We start from the raw sequence: 14,772 nt of genomic DNA on the forward strand, positions 1-14,772 counted from the left end.
CCCGCAGGCGGATTCGCAACGGCGCGTCGTCCATACGCCGGGAGCGGTAGCGGACCGATGAGCGGTCCACGCCGAGAATGGCGCACGCCCGCCGCGGGCTGATCCCATGCACCGCCTGCGCATGGGCCACAGCCGCTCGTCGAGCCGCGGGCGTCACCATTTTTTTGCGGCCAGATCCTTGAGCACCGCGTTGTCGAGCATCGCTTCGGCGAGCAGACGCTTCAGGCGGACGTTCTCGTCCTCCTGCGTTTTCAGCCGCTTGGCTTCCGACACCTCCAACCCGCCGTACTTCGCTTTCCACCGGAAGAACGTCGCCTCGCTGACGCCGTGCTAGCGACAGACCTCCGCCGTCGGCCTGCCGGCCTCCTGCTCGCGCAGGATCCCGATGATCTGTTCCTCGCTGAACCGGCTCTTCTGCATGTCCGTCTCCTTGCTCGACGGACTCTAACTCAGCGTGGAGGAGTTTCTGGGGAGCAGGTCACCGGGTCAGTCTTATTGTGGTTTCAGGGTCAATTCGTGTGTGGTTCAGGGTCAGTCTATCTGTGGTCCGACAATTCACCGGCGGCCGAACAGCCGTTCGATGTCAGACAGCTTCAGCTCCACATAGGTTGGGCGTCCGTGGTTGCACTGACCGCTGTGGGGGGTGGCCTCCATCTGGCGGAGCAGGGCGTTCATCTCCTCCACGCTCAGGCTCCGCCCGGCGCGGACGGAGCCGTGGCAGGCCATGGTGCCGCACACATGCTCCAGCCGCTCCTTCAGCGACAGCGCGTCGCCCAGCTCCGCCAGCTCCTCGGCAAGGTCGCGGACGAGGCTCTTGACGTCGCTCTGTCCCAGCAGCGCCGGCACCTCGCGCACCAGAACGCAGCCGGGGCCGAAGCCCTCCACCGCCAGACCCAGCTCCGCCAGCTCGGCGGCGCGGCCCAACAGGCGGTTGGCCGACGGCTCGTCCAGTTCCACCAGCTCCGGGATCAGCAGGGCCTGCCGCTTCACGCCGCCCTCCAGAAGCGCGGTCTTCATCCGTTCATAGACCAGCCGCTCATGGGCGGCGTGCTGGTCGACGATGACGATGCCCTCGGTGGTCTGGGCGACGATGTAGGTGTTGTGGACCTGGGCGCGGGCCGCCCCCAGCGGGTGGCTGTCCAGCGGCGGAGCGGCGGCGGCCTGCGCCGCGTAATCCGGCGGGCGGGCGGCGGGCGCGGCCTGCCAGCCGGCGAGGCGGCCCTGCAAGGGCGGAAGCGGCGCCTGATGGGGCGCCTGGAAGGCGGTCGCCCGGTCGGCCAGCCCGCGCGGCACGACGGAGCCGTAGCTGCCGCCCCAGGACTGCGCCGGCTGCGGTCCCGGGCTGCGGTAGGGCAGGGGGGAGGGCGACAGGATGGTTCCGTCCGCGTCCACCCCGCTCTCCGGGCGCAGCGCGCCCAGCGTCGCCAGCCCCACGGTGGTCGAGGCGCGGTGCCCGGCCTCGGCCAGCGCGTGCTTCAGGGCGCCGACGATCAGCCCGCGCACCAGGCCCTGGTCACGGAAGCGCACCTCCGCCTTGGCGGGGTGGACGTTCACGTCCACCTCCTGCGGGTCGAGGTCGAGGAACAGCGCCAGCATGGGGTGGCGGTCGCGCGGCAGGAAATCGGCGTAGGCCGCCCGCACCGCGCCGACCATCAGCTTGTCCCGCACCGGACGGCCGTTGACGAACAGGTGCTGGTGGCGGGCGGTGGGGCGGTGCAGGGTGGGCAGGCCGATCCAGCCGGCGAGCGTCACTCCCTCGCGCGCCGCCTGCACCGGCACGGCGTTGTCCTGGAAATCGCGGCCCATCAGGGCGCCCAGCCGGGTCAGCCGGGCGTCGAGCAGGTCGCCCTGCGCCGCCGACAGGCGCAGCGGGGAGCGGTTGTCGCCATCCAGCGTGAAGGCCACGCCGGGATGGGCCATGGCCAGCCGTTCGATGCAGTCGCCGATGTGGTCAAACTCGGTCCGGGAGGCCTTCAGGAACTTCAGGCGGGCGGGCACGGCGGCGAACAGGTCGCGCACCTCCACGCGGGTGCCCTGGGCCAGCGCGGCGGGCTGCGGAGTCCCCTTCAGGCCGGCGTCCACGGTCAGCGCCCAGGCGCTGTCGGCGCCGCGCGGGCGGCTGGTCAGGGTCAAGCGGCTGACCGCCCCGATGGAGGGCAGTGCTTCCCCCCGGAAGCCCAGTGAGCGGATGTCCAGCAGGTCGTCGGACGGCAGCTTGGAGGTGGCGTGCCGCTCGACGGCAAGGGCCAGCTCGTCCGGCGCCATGCCGCAGCCGTCGTCGGTGATGGTGATGAGCGATTTGCCGCCGTCGCGCACCACCACGTCGATGCGGGTGGCCCCGGCGTCGATGGCGTTCTCCACCAGTTCCTTGACGGCGGCGGCGGGCCGCTCGATCACCTCGCCGGCGGCGATTCGGTTGACGAGCGTGTCGGGCAGCATACGGATCGGCATGCGCCAAATATAGTAGGGCCACGCATGGAATGCCACCATGAGCGGGGGCTTGTGCGGGGAGGGACGGTGGCGGCCCTCAGGCCCCGGCGAACAGCCCCTTCAGCCCTTTCAGCAGGCCGGTGGCCATGCCGGTGGCGACGTCGTCCATGCCGACCGAACGGACCGAGGCGAGGACGCGGGCATTCGGACCCTGGGCCCCGTCGGTGACCGCCCACAGGCTGGCGCCCTGGCCGGGCCGGGTGTCGGTGAGGCGTCCCAGCGCTCCCCCCTTGATGGCGCCGAGCAGCGGGCCGCTGCGGTCGTCCCCGTCCTTCAGCGGGATCATGCGCACCGGGGTGTCCTTCCTGCCGGACAAGGCGTCGAGGCCGAGCCGGTCGAAGGCGACCTGCATTTCCTTGCCGCTGTTGGGCATGCCGATGCCGATCACGCCGGCTTCCTCCTTGGCGCTTTCCTCGAATGGGTCTTTCACCCCGGCGGCGCGCAGCGCGTCCGGCATCTCGGGTCTGCTGAGGCCGTTCTTCGCCGCCAGCCTGTCCAGCAGGCCATGCGCGGCGCCGCCCAGGACGATCGGCTGGTCCTCGGGCAGGTTGAGCGTCTGGCGCAGCATGCCCATCGCCTCCCGCATGTAGTCGGCCTGCTTGAGGTCATAGTCGCGGCGGGCGAGCATGGTCTCCATGCGCGCCGCCACCGGGTCCTTGGCCGCCGAGTCGTCGGCCTTCGGGACGGTGAAGGCGATGACTCCGGTCGTCATGGCCCGGAGCGCGTCGGGCGACAGGCTGACCGTGTCCACCGTGCCGTTGCGGCCGGTCGTTGGGGCGGCGGTTCCCGAAGCGGGGGCGTCGGGGCCCTTGGCCGGGGCCGGCTTGGCGGCCATGCCGAAGCTGGCGGGCGTTCCGCCGGTGACGTCGGTGACGGACATGCGCGCTTTCCCCCGCTTTTCGATGGAAGGGGCTTCGAACTGCATCCCCAGGTGGTTGTCGATAATGCCGTGTGCGGTCGAGGTTGTCCATGCGGCGGAACGGTCCGGCCGGGCTGCGGGCGCCCGGCCCGCTTCGTTCCCTCGGGCAATGAGTCGAGGGACGGCGCGTCGCCGTGTTCAGTGAAAAAATAAAGACGGAAATTTCGCTGTCATCTCCAGGAGAGTTTCATAAACATGCCAATGCATGTGGATGAATGAGACGTTTGAATATTGTTTCTTGCTGAGTAAATCTGCCGCTTCATCCAATTTATTTTGGGAGAAGTCCATGTCTGATACCTCCGTCACCTACGCCGCGCCGGTCGATGTTCCAGTGGCCCGGCAGCCCTTCGGCTTGGAGGGCTACAGCAACTCCCTCAACGTCACCATCGGCACGCCGAGCGGTCTGCTGCATGAGGTGCAGGTGGACACCGGATCGACCGGCGTCGTCATTCCCGCAACGCTGCTGATGGTCGACGGCGACACGTCGAAGGGGCTGGTCGCGGGCGTGGTGTCGCTCGGGCCGGCGCAGATCACCTATCACCCGTCGGGGAACACCCTGGCCGGTTGCCTCTATCTGGTGCCCAGCCTGTCGATCGGCGCGTCGCAGGACGATGCGAAGCAGGTCGCCTCGGTCTGCGAGGCCGGGCCGCTGGTGGTCTTCGGCGCGCAGTATGCCGGCAACACCGCCACACCCGATGTCCAGAACCCGGTCGATCCGGGCATGGGCATGATGGGCGTCGGCTTCGGCCGTCCGGCGTTGAGCTACACCGCGAACGCCGGCCAGTCCGATCAGGTCGTCTACACGCTGAGCAATCCGTTCCTGTCGGCGTCGGTGAACGGCCAGCCGCTCTACCCGTCCTATCTGCTGTCCTCGGCGGGGAGCGGGGCGAGCGGCTACATCACGCTGGGCGTGACGACCGCGGCGTTCACGGCCAGCCCCTTCAACGGCCAGACCGTCGCGCTGACCTCGGCCAAACCGCCGGTCACCGCCAACGTCACCAACGGCTGCAACTGCGCCCCGGCGTCGGGCACGCCCTGGCCGGCGGCGCCGACCCAGCCCTATTGGCTGACCGGCCCGGCGACCATCACCATCAGCACGGTCAACGACGCGCGGCCGCTCAAGGCCACCCTGCTGCTCGACAGCGGGGTCACCGGGGCGATGATGAGCGTTCCACAGGCGAAGGCCTGGACGGCCAATCTCGGCGGGGCGGAGATCACCGTCGCCGTGCCGAACGGGTCCAGCCCCGACGCGGAGCCGGTGATGACCTACAGCTTCGCCATGTCCAGCGCGGCCCCGGTCAAGGGCATCTTCGCCATCGACACCACGCTGTCCACCGCGGCGGCCCCGGCGTCGCTGGAGCCGGTCCTGCCGGACGCCGACATCGCCTTCGTCAACACGGGAATCAACCCGCTGCTGGCCTACAATTACTTCTTCGACGCGCAGCTGGGCCAAGTTGGCTTCGCCACCACAGCGGCGGTCACGCTGCCGTAAGCGGCAGCCGGTTCTGTCCGTGGAGCGCCCCGCCATCCCGTCTCGCCGTTGCGGGCCGGGACGGGCGGGGCGGTTCCAGGCACGGGGCGGTCACGCCGGGCCGGTCTTGTCGGCGGGGTGGCCGTCCTCCGGCGTTTCCGGTTCGCTGGGGGTGGCGGGGCAGCTGGCGCGGGACGGGCCGGTGACGACGTCGAAATCGAAATCAGACATGTTGGGACCTCCGGTTTGTCAGGGAGGCCGCCGTGACCGTCAGGGGGATTTTGCGTGCACCGCGTGCTGAAAACACAAAAGCCGCCTCGGGTCGGGCGGCTTTGGGTGCATCGTGGGTGTGCGATACCTATGCCGCCGGAATGTACCAGCGGTACCAAAATCGCCCCAGGAGGGCGGGAGAGGTGAGGCGCACGGGGTTCATGGCCTGCACCCTACGCCGGATCGCCGTGCCGCACAAGAGCTTCCTGCGGCCGGCGCCCGGCGCCTCGGTCATGCCGACGTGCGGCGCTCAGCGGTGCTTGCGGTACCAGCCGATCAGCCCGTTGGTCGAACTGTCGTGCCCCAGCGCGGCGGTCGGGCCGGTCTGGAGTTCGGGCAGGATCTTGCCGGCCAACTGCTTGCCCAGCTCCACGCCCCACTGGTCGAAGCTGTTGATGCTCCACACGATGCCCTGGACGAACACCTTGTGCTCGTACAGCGCGATCAGGGCGCCCAGCGTGCGCGGGTCCAGCTTTTTGAACAGGATGCTGTTGGACGGCTTGTTGCCCTCGAACACGCGGTGAGGGACCAGCGGCTCCACGGCCTCGGCCGGCTTGCCGGACTTGGCCATCTCGGCGCGCACCTCGTCGGCGGTCTTGCCGCGCATCAGGGCTTCCGGCTGGGCGAAGAAGTTCGACAGCAGGATGCGGTGATGGTCGCCGATCGGGTTGTGGGTTTCCGCCGGGGCCAGGAAGTCGGCGGGGACCAGCTCCGTCCCCTGGTGGATCAGCTGGTAGAAGGCGTGCTGGCCGTTGGTGCCCGGCTCGCCGAAGACCACCGGGCCGGTGGCGTAATCCACCCGCGCGCCCTGGCGGTCCACCGTCTTGCCGTTGCTCTCCATGTCCAACTGCTGGAGATAGGCGGGGAAGCGGTGCATGTACTGGTCATAGGGCAGCACGGCGTGGGACTTGGCGCCCCAGAAATTGACGTACCAGACGCCGAGCATCGCCATCAGCACCGGCATGTTGCGCTCCAGCGGCGCGGTGCGGAAATGCTCGTCCATGGCGTGGGCGCCGTCCAGCAACTCATAGAAGCGGTCCATGCCGATGCCGAGCGCGATGGACAGCCCGATCGCCGACCACAGCGAATAGCGCCCGCCGACCCAGTCCCAGAAGCCGAACATGTTGGCCGGGTCGATGCCGAACTTGCGCACCTCCGCCTCGTTGGTGGAGACGGCGACGAAATGCTTGGCGACATGGGCGGGGTCGCCGGCGCTCTCCAGGAACCAGCGCCGCGCGGTGTGGGCGTTGGTCAGCGTCTCCTGGGTGGTGAAGGTCTTGGACGCGATGACGAACAGCGTCGTCTCCGGGTCCAGCCATTCCAGCGTCTCGCTGATGTGGGTGCCGTCCACGTTGGAGACGAAATGCACGCCGATCTGCGGGTGCAGGTAGGGGGTCAGCGCCTCCGTCACCATCACCGGGCCGAGGTCGGACCCGCCGATGCCGATGTTGACGATGTCGGTGATCGGGTGGCCGGTGTAGCCGGTCCAGGCGCCGTCGCGGACCTGCCGGACGAAGCGCTCCATGCGGTGCAGGACGGCGTTCACCTCCGGCATCACGTCCTGGCCGTCCACCATGACCGGGCGGTTGGAGCGGTTGCGCAGCGCGGTGTGCAGGACGGCGCGGTCCTCGGTGATGTTGATCCGCTCCCCGGCGAACATGCGGTCGCGCCAGCCCTCCACGTCCTGCTGGCGGGCGAGGTCGAGCAGAAGGGTGCGAGTCTCCTCGGTGATCCGATTCTTCGAATAATCGAACAGCAGGCCGCAGGCTTCCAGGGAGAAGCGGTTGAAGCGGTCGGCGTCGGCGGCGAACAGGTCGCGCATATGGAGGGTCGAAACGTCCTGGCGGTGACGGGCCAGGGCTTCCCAGGCGGGCGAACGGGTGAGCGCTGACATTGGGATTTTGCCTCCTTCTCGCGTGCGCGGAGCCTAGCACCGATCCGTGCGCGCCGGGTACGCGCCAAAGCGGCGCATCCAACGTGCACAAAGGTCTAGGTGAAGCGGACTATGCGGGGCGGTGGATGAAACCGGCAACCGCTGCCCTGTGTTCTTTTCGGGACAGGAGGTGACCATGACCGATCCCAGCAAACCCGAACAGAATCCGCCGGTTCCGGTGGCCCCGGTTCCAGAGGATGAGGAACGCCGTGAGGACGGGCGGCCCGATCAGGTGGGCATCATCCCCGGCAAGGTGCCGGGCCGCCCCATTGACCCCGGTGATCCGCGCTTTCCGGGGAGCCAGCCGGATCTGGCGTGAGGGGGGTGGTCGCGTTGGGCCCCCACCCAACCCTCCCCCGCTTCGCAGGGGAGGGCTTTTCTCCTCCCCCTGCCAAGCGGGGGGAGGTCGGGAGGGGGCTCGTCGAAACACCGTTCCTCAACTTCCCCCGTCGATCGTCCGCGTCGCGGTCACCCCTTCCGGACGGCCGACCAGCACGGTCAGCAGCCGGTTGGGGTCGAGCAGCCGCTTGGCGACGCGCTGCACGTCCGCCTGGGTGACGCCGTTGATGAAGGCGTCGCGGCGGTCAAGATAGTCGATGCCCAAGTTGTCGCGCTTGACCTGGAGCAGGATGCGCGCGATGGCCTGGGTGCTGCCGAGCTGCAGCGGGAAACTGCCGGTGAGGTAGGTCTTGGCGTCGGCCAGCTCCTCCTCCGTCACGCCCTCGTCGGCCATGCGCTTCCATTCCTGGCGCATGATGTCCAGCGCCTGCCCGGCCTTGGCGTTCACCGTGTTGCCGCCGGCCATCACCAGCGCGGAATGGTCCATCGGGATCAGGTAGCTGTAAACGCCGTAGCTGAGGCCGCGCTTCTCCCGCACCTCCTCCATCAGGCGGGAGCCGAAGCCGCCGCCGCCCAGCACGTAGTTCATCACGGTCGCCGCGTACCAGTCGGGATCGGCGCGCTTCAGCCCGGTCTGGCCCATCAGCATGACCGTCTGCGCGGTCGGCCGGGTGGCGACCAGCGTCTCGCCCAGCCCCTTCGGCTCGACGTCGGGGATGGCGGCATTCGCGGAGGTGGCCGGCAGGCCGCCGAACACGTGGTCGAGCGCGCGGCCCAGATCCTCCGGGCTGATGTCGCCCGCCGCGGCGACGACCAGCCGGTCGCGCCCGAAGCCGGTCTTCACGAAGCCGCGCAGGTCGTCCGGGGTGATCGTCGGCAGCGACTCCAGCGTGCCGCGGATCTCGTCGCCGTAGGGATGGCCGGGGTAGGCCGTGGAGTAGAACAGCCGCCGTCCGACGTAGTTGGGGTCGGCCTGATCGCGGCGCAGGCTGGACAGCACGGCGGCGCGCATGCGCTCCACCGCCTCCGCGTCGAAGCGCGGCTCGGCCAGCGACAGGCGGGTCAGCTCGAACGCCTCGTCGCGGCGGTCGCTCAGCGTGCGTAGGCTGCCGCCGAAGCCGTCGCGCCCGGCGTCGTAGCCCAGCGCGATGGCGTTGTCCTGAAGCCGCGCGGCGAAGGCCTGGCTGTCGTAGGGGCCGGCGCCCTCGTCCAGCGTGCGCGCGGCGAGGTTGGCGAGGCCCTCCTTGCCCTTGGGGTCGGACGCCCCGGCCCCCTCGAAGGCCCATTCCAGGGCGATGATGGGGACCTTGTGGTCCTCGACCAGCCACGCCTCGATCCCGCCGGGGCTGACCACCCGCTTGATCTCGATGGCGGCGGCGGGGGTGGCGAAGGCGAAGGCGGTCAGGAGCAGGGTGAGGACCGTGACGATGACCCCCTCCCTAACCCTCCCCCTCTTCGAGGTGGAGGGGATCGGTTCGGCGCTCAGGCCCTCCACCGCGGAGCGGGGGAGGGAGGGACCCGCGGAGCGGGAGGGAGGGGGCACGATGCGTGCAATCATCTCAGCTTCCCTTGTCCTGGAGCGGCAGCAGAAGGCCGGTGACGTGGTTGGTCTGGCCGAGAACGGCGCGGGCGGCGGCGTTGACCTGATCGGCGGTCACCGCGTCGATGCGCACCGGCCAGTTCTCCACGTCGTCGATGCTCTGGCCGGTGGCGATGGCCGCACCCAGCGTCTGGGCCGGGCCGGTCAGGCTGTCGCGGGCGTAGGCGGCCTCGGCCAGCATGCGCTTCTTGGCGGTGGCCACCTCCTCCTCGGTCACGCCCTTCTCCACGACCTTCTGGATCTCGGCTTCCAGGGCCGCCTCCAGCTTGTCCATCGCGACGCCGGCCGCCGGCGAGGCGCCGGCCGCCAGCGAGGTCATGTCCCAGGACGACGGGCTGTAGCCCAGCCAGGCCGAGGTGGCGATGCGCTGGTCGACGACGAGGCTGCGGTAGAGACGGGAGGTCGGGCCGCCGCTCATGATCTCCGACAGAACCTGGAGCGGGTAGGCGTAGCCCTCCTTGTCGGTGCGGTAGGAGGGTGCGAGCCAGTTCCGCCGGATCGAGGGCTGGCGCACCTCGTCGTCGCGCAGGATGACCCGGCGGGCGGCGCTGATCGGCGGCTCCTGCACGCGGACGCGCTCCGGCACCGTGCGGGCGGGAATGCTGCCGTAGTATTTCTCGGCGAGCGGCTTCAGCTCCTCGGCCGTCACGTCGCCGGACACCACCAGCACGGCGTTGTTGGGCGCGTACCAGCTCTTGTAGAAGGACTCCGCCTCCTCCCGCGTCAGGGTGGCCATTTCCTGCGGCCAGCCGATGATCGGCGTGCCGTAGGGGTGGTGGACGTAGAGGGTGGCGTTGACCTGCTCGCCGATGCGGTCCGCGGGCTCGTTCTCGATGCGCTGGCGGCGCTCCTCGATGATGACGTCGCGCTCCGGATAGACCACCTGATCGGTGAGGCGGAGGTTCGACATGCGGTCGGCCTCCATCTTCATCACCAGCTCCAGCCGGTCGCGCGCCACGTTCTGGAAGTAGGCCGTGTAGTCCCAGGAGGTGAAGGCGTTGTCACGCCCGCCGTTCTTGGCGACGATTCGGGAGAAGGCGCCGGGCGGCACCTCCTCCGTCCCCTTGAACATCAGGTGCTCCAGGAAATGGGCGATTCCCGACACGCCGCGCGGCTCGTCCGCCGCGCCCACCTTGTACCAGACCATGTGGGTGACCACCGGCACGCGCTGGTTGGTCACCAGCACGACCTGCATGCCGTTGGACAGGGTGAAGGTCTCCGGGAAGAAGACGCCCTTTTCGGCGGCGAAGGCCGGCGTGGCGGCGGGGGCGCCGCCGGCCAGGGCGAAGGCCAGCAAGCCGGCGGCGGCGAGCCGGCGCCAGGGCCGTTTCCAGGGAGGGGGAGCGGTGGGGCCGTTGGGGAGCATGGGCCTCTCGTTGGCAGCGGAGGGAACGGGGCGGAGGGAACGGGAATGCAAAGGGGGCGTCCCCGTCCGGGAACGCCCCCTAGATACTGGTGCGGCGAGCCGCCCGGAACAATGCCCTGGAATCGGGCCCCTGAACGGAGCCCCGGAAGCGGCTTAGAACAGCCCTTCCAGCGGCGCCCGGCGCTTGCGCTCGATGGTCGGGACGGTGCCGTCGTTCAGCGCCTTGCCGGTGGCCTGGGCCTCGCGCAGGCGCTGGTTTTCCTTCTTCGGATCGACGATCTCGTAGGGCTGCTCCTGCGTCTGCCAGAACAGCAGGGAGTCGATCCAGCTCTTGTCGGCGACGACGAGCTGGGTCGTCTCCTGGTCGACCTTGTTGCGGATGCCCGGCTCGATGCCGCCCTTGGCGCCGGCCTGGGCGATCAGGGCCGACTCGCCGGCGGTGCCGGCGGTCGCCGTCCGGCCGCCCGCGGCGGTGGCACGCGACGAACCGCCGAAGACCGAGGCGGCGGCCACCGCGGACGACGTGGCGTCCTGCGGCCGCGCCGCGCCGGGGCGCGGCTCCGGCAGGCGGGTCAGGCTGGGCGGCATGGTCAGCGGCGCGCGGGACACGACGGTGAACTCGTCCGGGCTCGTGCGGTCGAGGCCGATGGAACGGCGGACGTCGGTGCATCCGGTGAGCGCCAGCGCGACGAGCGCCAAGCCCAGCAGCGGACCCCGCCCCAGGGCCCGCCCGAGGGAGCGAGTGGAGCGCCGCGCGATGGAGGAGGCGAAGGAAAGCATGGTCACGTTCGAGTCCCGTCGTCTAGTCGTCAGGCCGCTTGTCGTCGGGCCGCGTCCCTTATAGCGGCTCCGTCGCGTGAACTATTACGACTTTTCGCGGCCGGCGAACAGCCCATCCAGCACGAGAAGCGCCACGCCGACGCTGATTCCGCTGTCCGCCACGTTGAAGGCCCAGAAATGCCACCCTCCGATGTGGAAATCGAGGAAATCGGCGACGGCCCCGTAGAGGAAGCGGTCGATCACGTTGCCGATGGCTCCGCCGATGACCATGCCCAGGGCGAGCGCGAGGTAGCGCCGGTCGGCCTGCCGCAGCCAGAGCAGCAGCGCCACCACGATGGCGAAGGCCACCGCGGCCAGCACGTAGGGCATCCAGGCGTGGGAGCTGCCGAAGGTGCCGAAGCTGACCCCGGTGTTCCAGGCCAGCACGAGGTTGAAGAAGGGCGTGACCTCGATGACCCGTGGATAGGGCTGCATGACCACGTCGAGGATCCACCATTTGGTGAGCTGGTCGAGGACCACCACCAGCGCGGCAACGGACAGGCCGAAGACCGTGTAGCCGCGGCTGCCGGACGTGGAGAGGCTGCTCATGGAGTGCTCCGAAGAGTGAAAGGCGTCCAGGCCCCCTCCCTAACCCTCCCCCGCCTTCGGCGAGGGAGGGGATCAAACTCCCTCTCCCGCGAAGCGGGGGAGGGATGGGGAGGGGGCCCGCTGCGAATCAGAACGCCGGTTCCGCGTCCACGGCTTCGGCGCAACGGAGGCACAGCGTCGGGTGTGCGGCGTTCGTGCCGACCTCCGGAAGGATCTTCCAGCAGCGCTCGCACTTGCCCCCTTCGGCGAGGCCGGGCACCACCGCGATGCCGGCCACGTCGGGCAGGACGAACGCCCCCTCAGGGGCCGTGCCCTCCGCCACGGTGATCTGCGAGGTGATGCAGATCTCGGCGAAGTCCACGCCGTCGAGCAGCGCCTTGGTCGCCGCGTCCACGAAGACGGTCGGGTTGGCCTGCAGGGACGAGCCGATCCTCTTGTTGGCCCGCTCCAGCTCCAGCGCGCCGGTGACGGTGCGGCGGACGGTGCGGATGGACTCCCACTTGGCGGCGAGATCGTCGTTGCGCCACTCCGCCGGGATGGCCGGGAAGACGCGCAGATGGACGCTCTCCTCGCTCCAGCCCTCGACGCCGGTCAGGCCCTCGGGACGGGCGAGCCACGCCTCCTCCGCGGTGAAGCAGAGGATCGGGGCCAGCCACGCGGTCAGGGTGGAGAGCAGATGCTCCATCACCGTGCGGACCGAGCGGCGGCGGACCGAGCCCGGCGCGTCGCAGTACAGGCTGTCCTTGCGGACGTCGAAGTAGAAGGCCGACAGCTCCACCGCGCAGAAATTGTGGATCGCCACCGACAGATCGTGGAAGTCGTAGGCCTCGATCTTGGCGCGGACCAGCGCGTCCAGCTCCGACAGGCGGTGCAGGACCCAGCGCTCCAGCTCCGGCATCTCGGCGACGGCGATGCGCTCCGCCGGGGTGTAGTCGGCCAGCGCGCCGAGGATGTAGCGCAGCGTGTTGCGCAGGCGGCGGTAATGGTCGGCCTGGTACTTGATGATCTCCGGGCCGATGCGCTGGTCCTCGGTGTAGTCGGTGCTGACCACCCAGAGGCGCAGGATGTCGGCGCCGTACTTGTCGCAGACCTCCTGCGGGGCGACCACGTTGCCCAGCGACTTGGACATCTTGCGGCCCTGCTCGTCGAGCGTGAAGCCGTGCGTCAGCACCGCGTCGTAGGGGGCCCGGCCGCGCGTGCCGCAGCTTTCCAGCAGCGAGGAATGGAACCAGCCGCGGTGCTGGTCGGAACCTTCGAGGTACAGCGAGGCCGGCCACTTCAACTCCGGCCGCTGCTCCAGCACGAAGGCGTGGGTCGAGCCGGACTCGAACCACACATCCACGATGTCCCTGACCTGCTCGTAATCGTCGGCGCGGTAGGCGTTGCCGAGGAAGTCCTGCGCCGGGCGGGCGAACCACGCGTCGGAGCCTTCCTTCTCGAAGATGTCGGCGATGCGGTTGAACACCTCGGCGTCGCGCAGGATCGCGCCGTTGTCCTTGCGGACGAACAGGGCGATCGGCACACCCCAGGCGCGCTGGCGGCTGATGCACCAGTCCGGGCGCTGCTCGATCATCGCGCGGATGCGGTTCTCGCCCTGGGCCGGGAACCACGTCGTGTCGGAGATCGCTTGCAACGCCGTCTTGCGCAGGTCGTTCGTCTCCATGGAGATGAACCACTGCGGCGTGGTGCGGAAGATCAGCGGGGCCTTCGACCGCCAGGAATGCGGGTAGCTGTGCTTGATCTTGCCCTTGGCGAGCAGCGCCCCGACCTCCTGGAAGGCCTTCAGCACGGCGCCGTTGGCCTCGCCCGGCTTGCCTTCGGCGGTGTAGACGCGCAGGCCGGCGAACAGCGGGACGTGGTCGTAGTAGCGCCCGTCCTCGCCGACCGTCTGCGGCACCTCGATGCCGTTGGCCTGACCGAGATGGAAGTCGTCCTCGCCGTGGCCGGGGGCGATGTGGACGAAGCCGGTGCCGGCGTCGGTGGTGACGAAGTCGCCGGCCAGCAGCGGCACCTTGAAGTCGTAGCCGCTGCGGGTCAGCGGGTGGTGGCAGTAGCCGCCGGCCAGACGCGAGCCGGGGAAGCGGTGCAGCAGCCGCGCGTCGGTGATCTTGGTTTCCTTGAAGACGCTCTCGGCCAGCGCGGTGGCGACGACCAGCCGCTCGCCGACCTCGGCGAGGCTGCCCTCCTCGACCGCCAGCACCTTGTAGGTCGCGTATTCGATCTCGTCGCCGAAGGCGATGGCGCGGTTGCCCGGCAGGGTCCAGGGGGTGGTCGTCCAGATGACGATGTTGGCGTCGTCGACCTCCGGCGCCGGCGAGCCCCAGATGGCGAAGCGCGCGAAGACGGTGGTCGAGGTGTGGTCGTGGTACTCGATCTCCGCCTCGGCCAGCGCGGTCTTCTCCACCACCGACCACATGACCGGCTTGGCGCCCTTGTAGAGGCCGCCGTTCATGGCGAACTTGTGGATCTCGCGGACGATCTGCGCCTCGGCGGGCAGCGTCATGGTCAGGTACGGGTCGGCCCAGTTGCCCTCGACGCCCAGGCGGCGGAACTCACCGGCCTGGATGTCCACCCATTTCTGGGCGAACTGGCGGCACTCGGCGCGGAACTGGTTGAGCGGAACCTCGTCCTTGTCCTTGCCCTCGGCGCGGTACTTCTCCTCGATCTTCCACTCGATGGGCAGGCCGTGGCAGTCCCAGCCGGGGACGTAGTTGGAGTCGAAGCCCTGCATCTGGCGCGAGCGGACGATGACGTCCTTCAGCACCTTGTTGACGGCGTGGCCGATGTGGATGTTGCCGTTGGCGTAGGGCGGGCCGTCGTGCAGGACGAACTTCTCGCGGCCCTTCGCCGTCTCGCGCAGCCGCTGGAAGAGGCCCATGTCCTCCCAGCGCTTCAGCAGCTCCGGCTCCTTGGTGGGCAGGCCGCCGCGCATGGGGAAGTCGGTGCGGGGCAGGAAGACGGTGGACTTGTAGTCGCGGGTCATGTCGGGGATATCCTGAACCTGAAGCAGAACCGT

10 protein-coding genes and 1 pseudogene are annotated in these 14,772 nt (G+C 69.4%); 2 read left to right on the plus strand and 9 right to left on the minus strand.

Annotation, left to right across the window (positions count from 1 at the left end):
• The 3 genes and pseudogenes from FBZ83_RS22555 to FBZ83_RS22565 all read right to left on the minus strand — a co-directional run.
• Positions 1-420 (minus strand): annotated as a pseudogene (locus tag FBZ83_RS22555) (transposase); the annotation flags it as partial.
• Between the two features lie 135 nt (positions 421-555).
• Complete coding sequence (gene mutL, locus FBZ83_RS22560) at positions 556-2,451, minus strand: DNA mismatch repair endonuclease MutL (RefSeq protein WP_145689004.1); 1,896 nt, start codon at positions 2,449-2,451, stop codon at positions 556-558.
• A 76-nt stretch (positions 2,452-2,527) separates the two neighbouring features.
• The gene (locus tag FBZ83_RS22565; RefSeq protein ID WP_145689005.1) at positions 2,528-3,370 is read right to left on the minus strand and encodes a hypothetical protein; all 843 of its coding nucleotides are present in this window, start codon (positions 3,368-3,370) and stop codon (positions 2,528-2,530) included.
• Between the two features lie 325 nt (positions 3,371-3,695).
• On the opposite strand from FBZ83_RS22565, the gene FBZ83_RS22570 reads away from it, so the two are divergent.
• A complete protein-coding gene (locus FBZ83_RS22570; RefSeq protein ID WP_145689006.1) occupies positions 3,696-4,901 on the plus strand; it encodes a hypothetical protein in 1,206 nt (401 codons plus the stop codon).
• A gap of 499 nt (positions 4,902-5,400) precedes the next feature.
• On the opposite strand, the gene pgi is transcribed toward FBZ83_RS22570, so the two are convergent.
• Positions 5,401-7,044: a glucose-6-phosphate isomerase gene (gene pgi, locus FBZ83_RS22575; protein ID WP_145689007.1), complete on the minus strand. Its 1,644-nt coding sequence runs from the start codon at positions 7,042-7,044 to the stop codon at positions 5,401-5,403.
• A gap of 175 nt (positions 7,045-7,219) precedes the next feature.
• Here pgi and FBZ83_RS22580 point away from each other — a divergent pair, with 175 nt between their 5' ends.
• On the plus strand, positions 7,220-7,402 hold the full coding sequence (locus FBZ83_RS22580; protein WP_145689008.1) for a hypothetical protein: 183 nt from the start codon (positions 7,220-7,222) through the stop codon (positions 7,400-7,402).
• A gap of 117 nt (positions 7,403-7,519) precedes the next feature.
• On the opposite strand, the gene FBZ83_RS22585 is transcribed toward FBZ83_RS22580, so the two are convergent.
• From FBZ83_RS22585 to ileS, 5 genes are all read right to left on the minus strand, one after another.
• Positions 7,520-8,980 (minus strand): M16 family metallopeptidase, encoded by a 1,461-nt coding sequence (locus FBZ83_RS22585; protein WP_247888434.1) that lies wholly within the window; start codon positions 8,978-8,980, stop codon positions 7,520-7,522.
• A gap of 1 nt (position 8,981) precedes the next feature.
• Positions 8,982-10,388: a M16 family metallopeptidase gene (locus tag FBZ83_RS22590; protein WP_145689009.1), complete on the minus strand. Its 1,407-nt coding sequence runs from the start codon at positions 10,386-10,388 to the stop codon at positions 8,982-8,984.
• Between the two features lie 153 nt (positions 10,389-10,541).
• Complete coding sequence (locus FBZ83_RS22595; RefSeq protein WP_211111723.1) at positions 10,542-11,168, minus strand: DUF3035 domain-containing protein; 627 nt, start codon at positions 11,166-11,168, stop codon at positions 10,542-10,544.
• A gap of 84 nt (positions 11,169-11,252) precedes the next feature.
• Complete coding sequence (lspA, locus tag FBZ83_RS22600) at positions 11,253-11,756, minus strand: signal peptidase II (RefSeq protein WP_014239673.1); 504 nt, start codon at positions 11,754-11,756, stop codon at positions 11,253-11,255.
• A 127-nt stretch (positions 11,757-11,883) separates the two neighbouring features.
• The gene (ileS, locus tag FBZ83_RS22605) at positions 11,884-14,739 is read right to left on the minus strand and encodes an isoleucine--tRNA ligase (protein WP_145689011.1); all 2,856 of its coding nucleotides are present in this window, start codon (positions 14,737-14,739) and stop codon (positions 11,884-11,886) included.
• Between the last annotated feature and the right edge of the window lie 33 nt (positions 14,740-14,772).

Source organism: Azospirillum brasilense (genome assembly GCF_007827815.1).
Classification (GTDB): Bacteria; Pseudomonadota; Alphaproteobacteria; order Azospirillales; family Azospirillaceae; genus Azospirillum; species Azospirillum brasilense_C.

What these genes read in the sequence shown, in the direction of transcription:
- lspA (WP_014239673.1), bottom strand. Translation starts at nt 11,756, where the DNA reads ATGAGCAGCCTCTCCACGTCCGGCAGCCGCGGCTACACGGTCTTCGGC.
- FBZ83_RS22595 (WP_211111723.1), bottom strand. Translation starts at nt 11,168, where the DNA reads ATGCTTTCCTTCGCCTCCTCCATCGCGCGGCGCTCCACTCGCTCCCTC.
- FBZ83_RS22580 (WP_145689008.1), top strand. Translation starts at nt 7,220, where the DNA reads ATGACCGATCCCAGCAAACCCGAACAGAATCCGCCGGTTCCGGTGGCC.
- ileS (WP_145689011.1), bottom strand. Translation starts at nt 14,739, where the DNA reads ATGACCCGCGACTACAAGTCCACCGTCTTCCTGCCCCGCACCGACTTC.
- FBZ83_RS22570 (WP_145689006.1), top strand. Translation starts at nt 3,696, where the DNA reads ATGTCTGATACCTCCGTCACCTACGCCGCGCCGGTCGATGTTCCAGTG.
- FBZ83_RS22565 (WP_145689005.1), bottom strand. Translation starts at nt 3,370, where the DNA reads ATGTCCGTCACCGACGTCACCGGCGGAACGCCCGCCAGCTTCGGCATG.
- FBZ83_RS22585 (WP_247888434.1), bottom strand. Translation starts at nt 8,980, where the DNA reads ATGATTGCACGCATCGTGCCCCCTCCCTCCCGCTCCGCGGGTCCCTCC.
- pgi (WP_145689007.1), bottom strand. Translation starts at nt 7,044, where the DNA reads ATGTCAGCGCTCACCCGTTCGCCCGCCTGGGAAGCCCTGGCCCGTCAC.
- mutL (WP_145689004.1), bottom strand. Translation starts at nt 2,451, where the DNA reads ATGCCGATCCGTATGCTGCCCGACACGCTCGTCAACCGAATCGCCGCC.
- FBZ83_RS22590 (WP_145689009.1), bottom strand. Translation starts at nt 10,388, where the DNA reads ATGCTCCCCAACGGCCCCACCGCTCCCCCTCCCTGGAAACGGCCCTGG.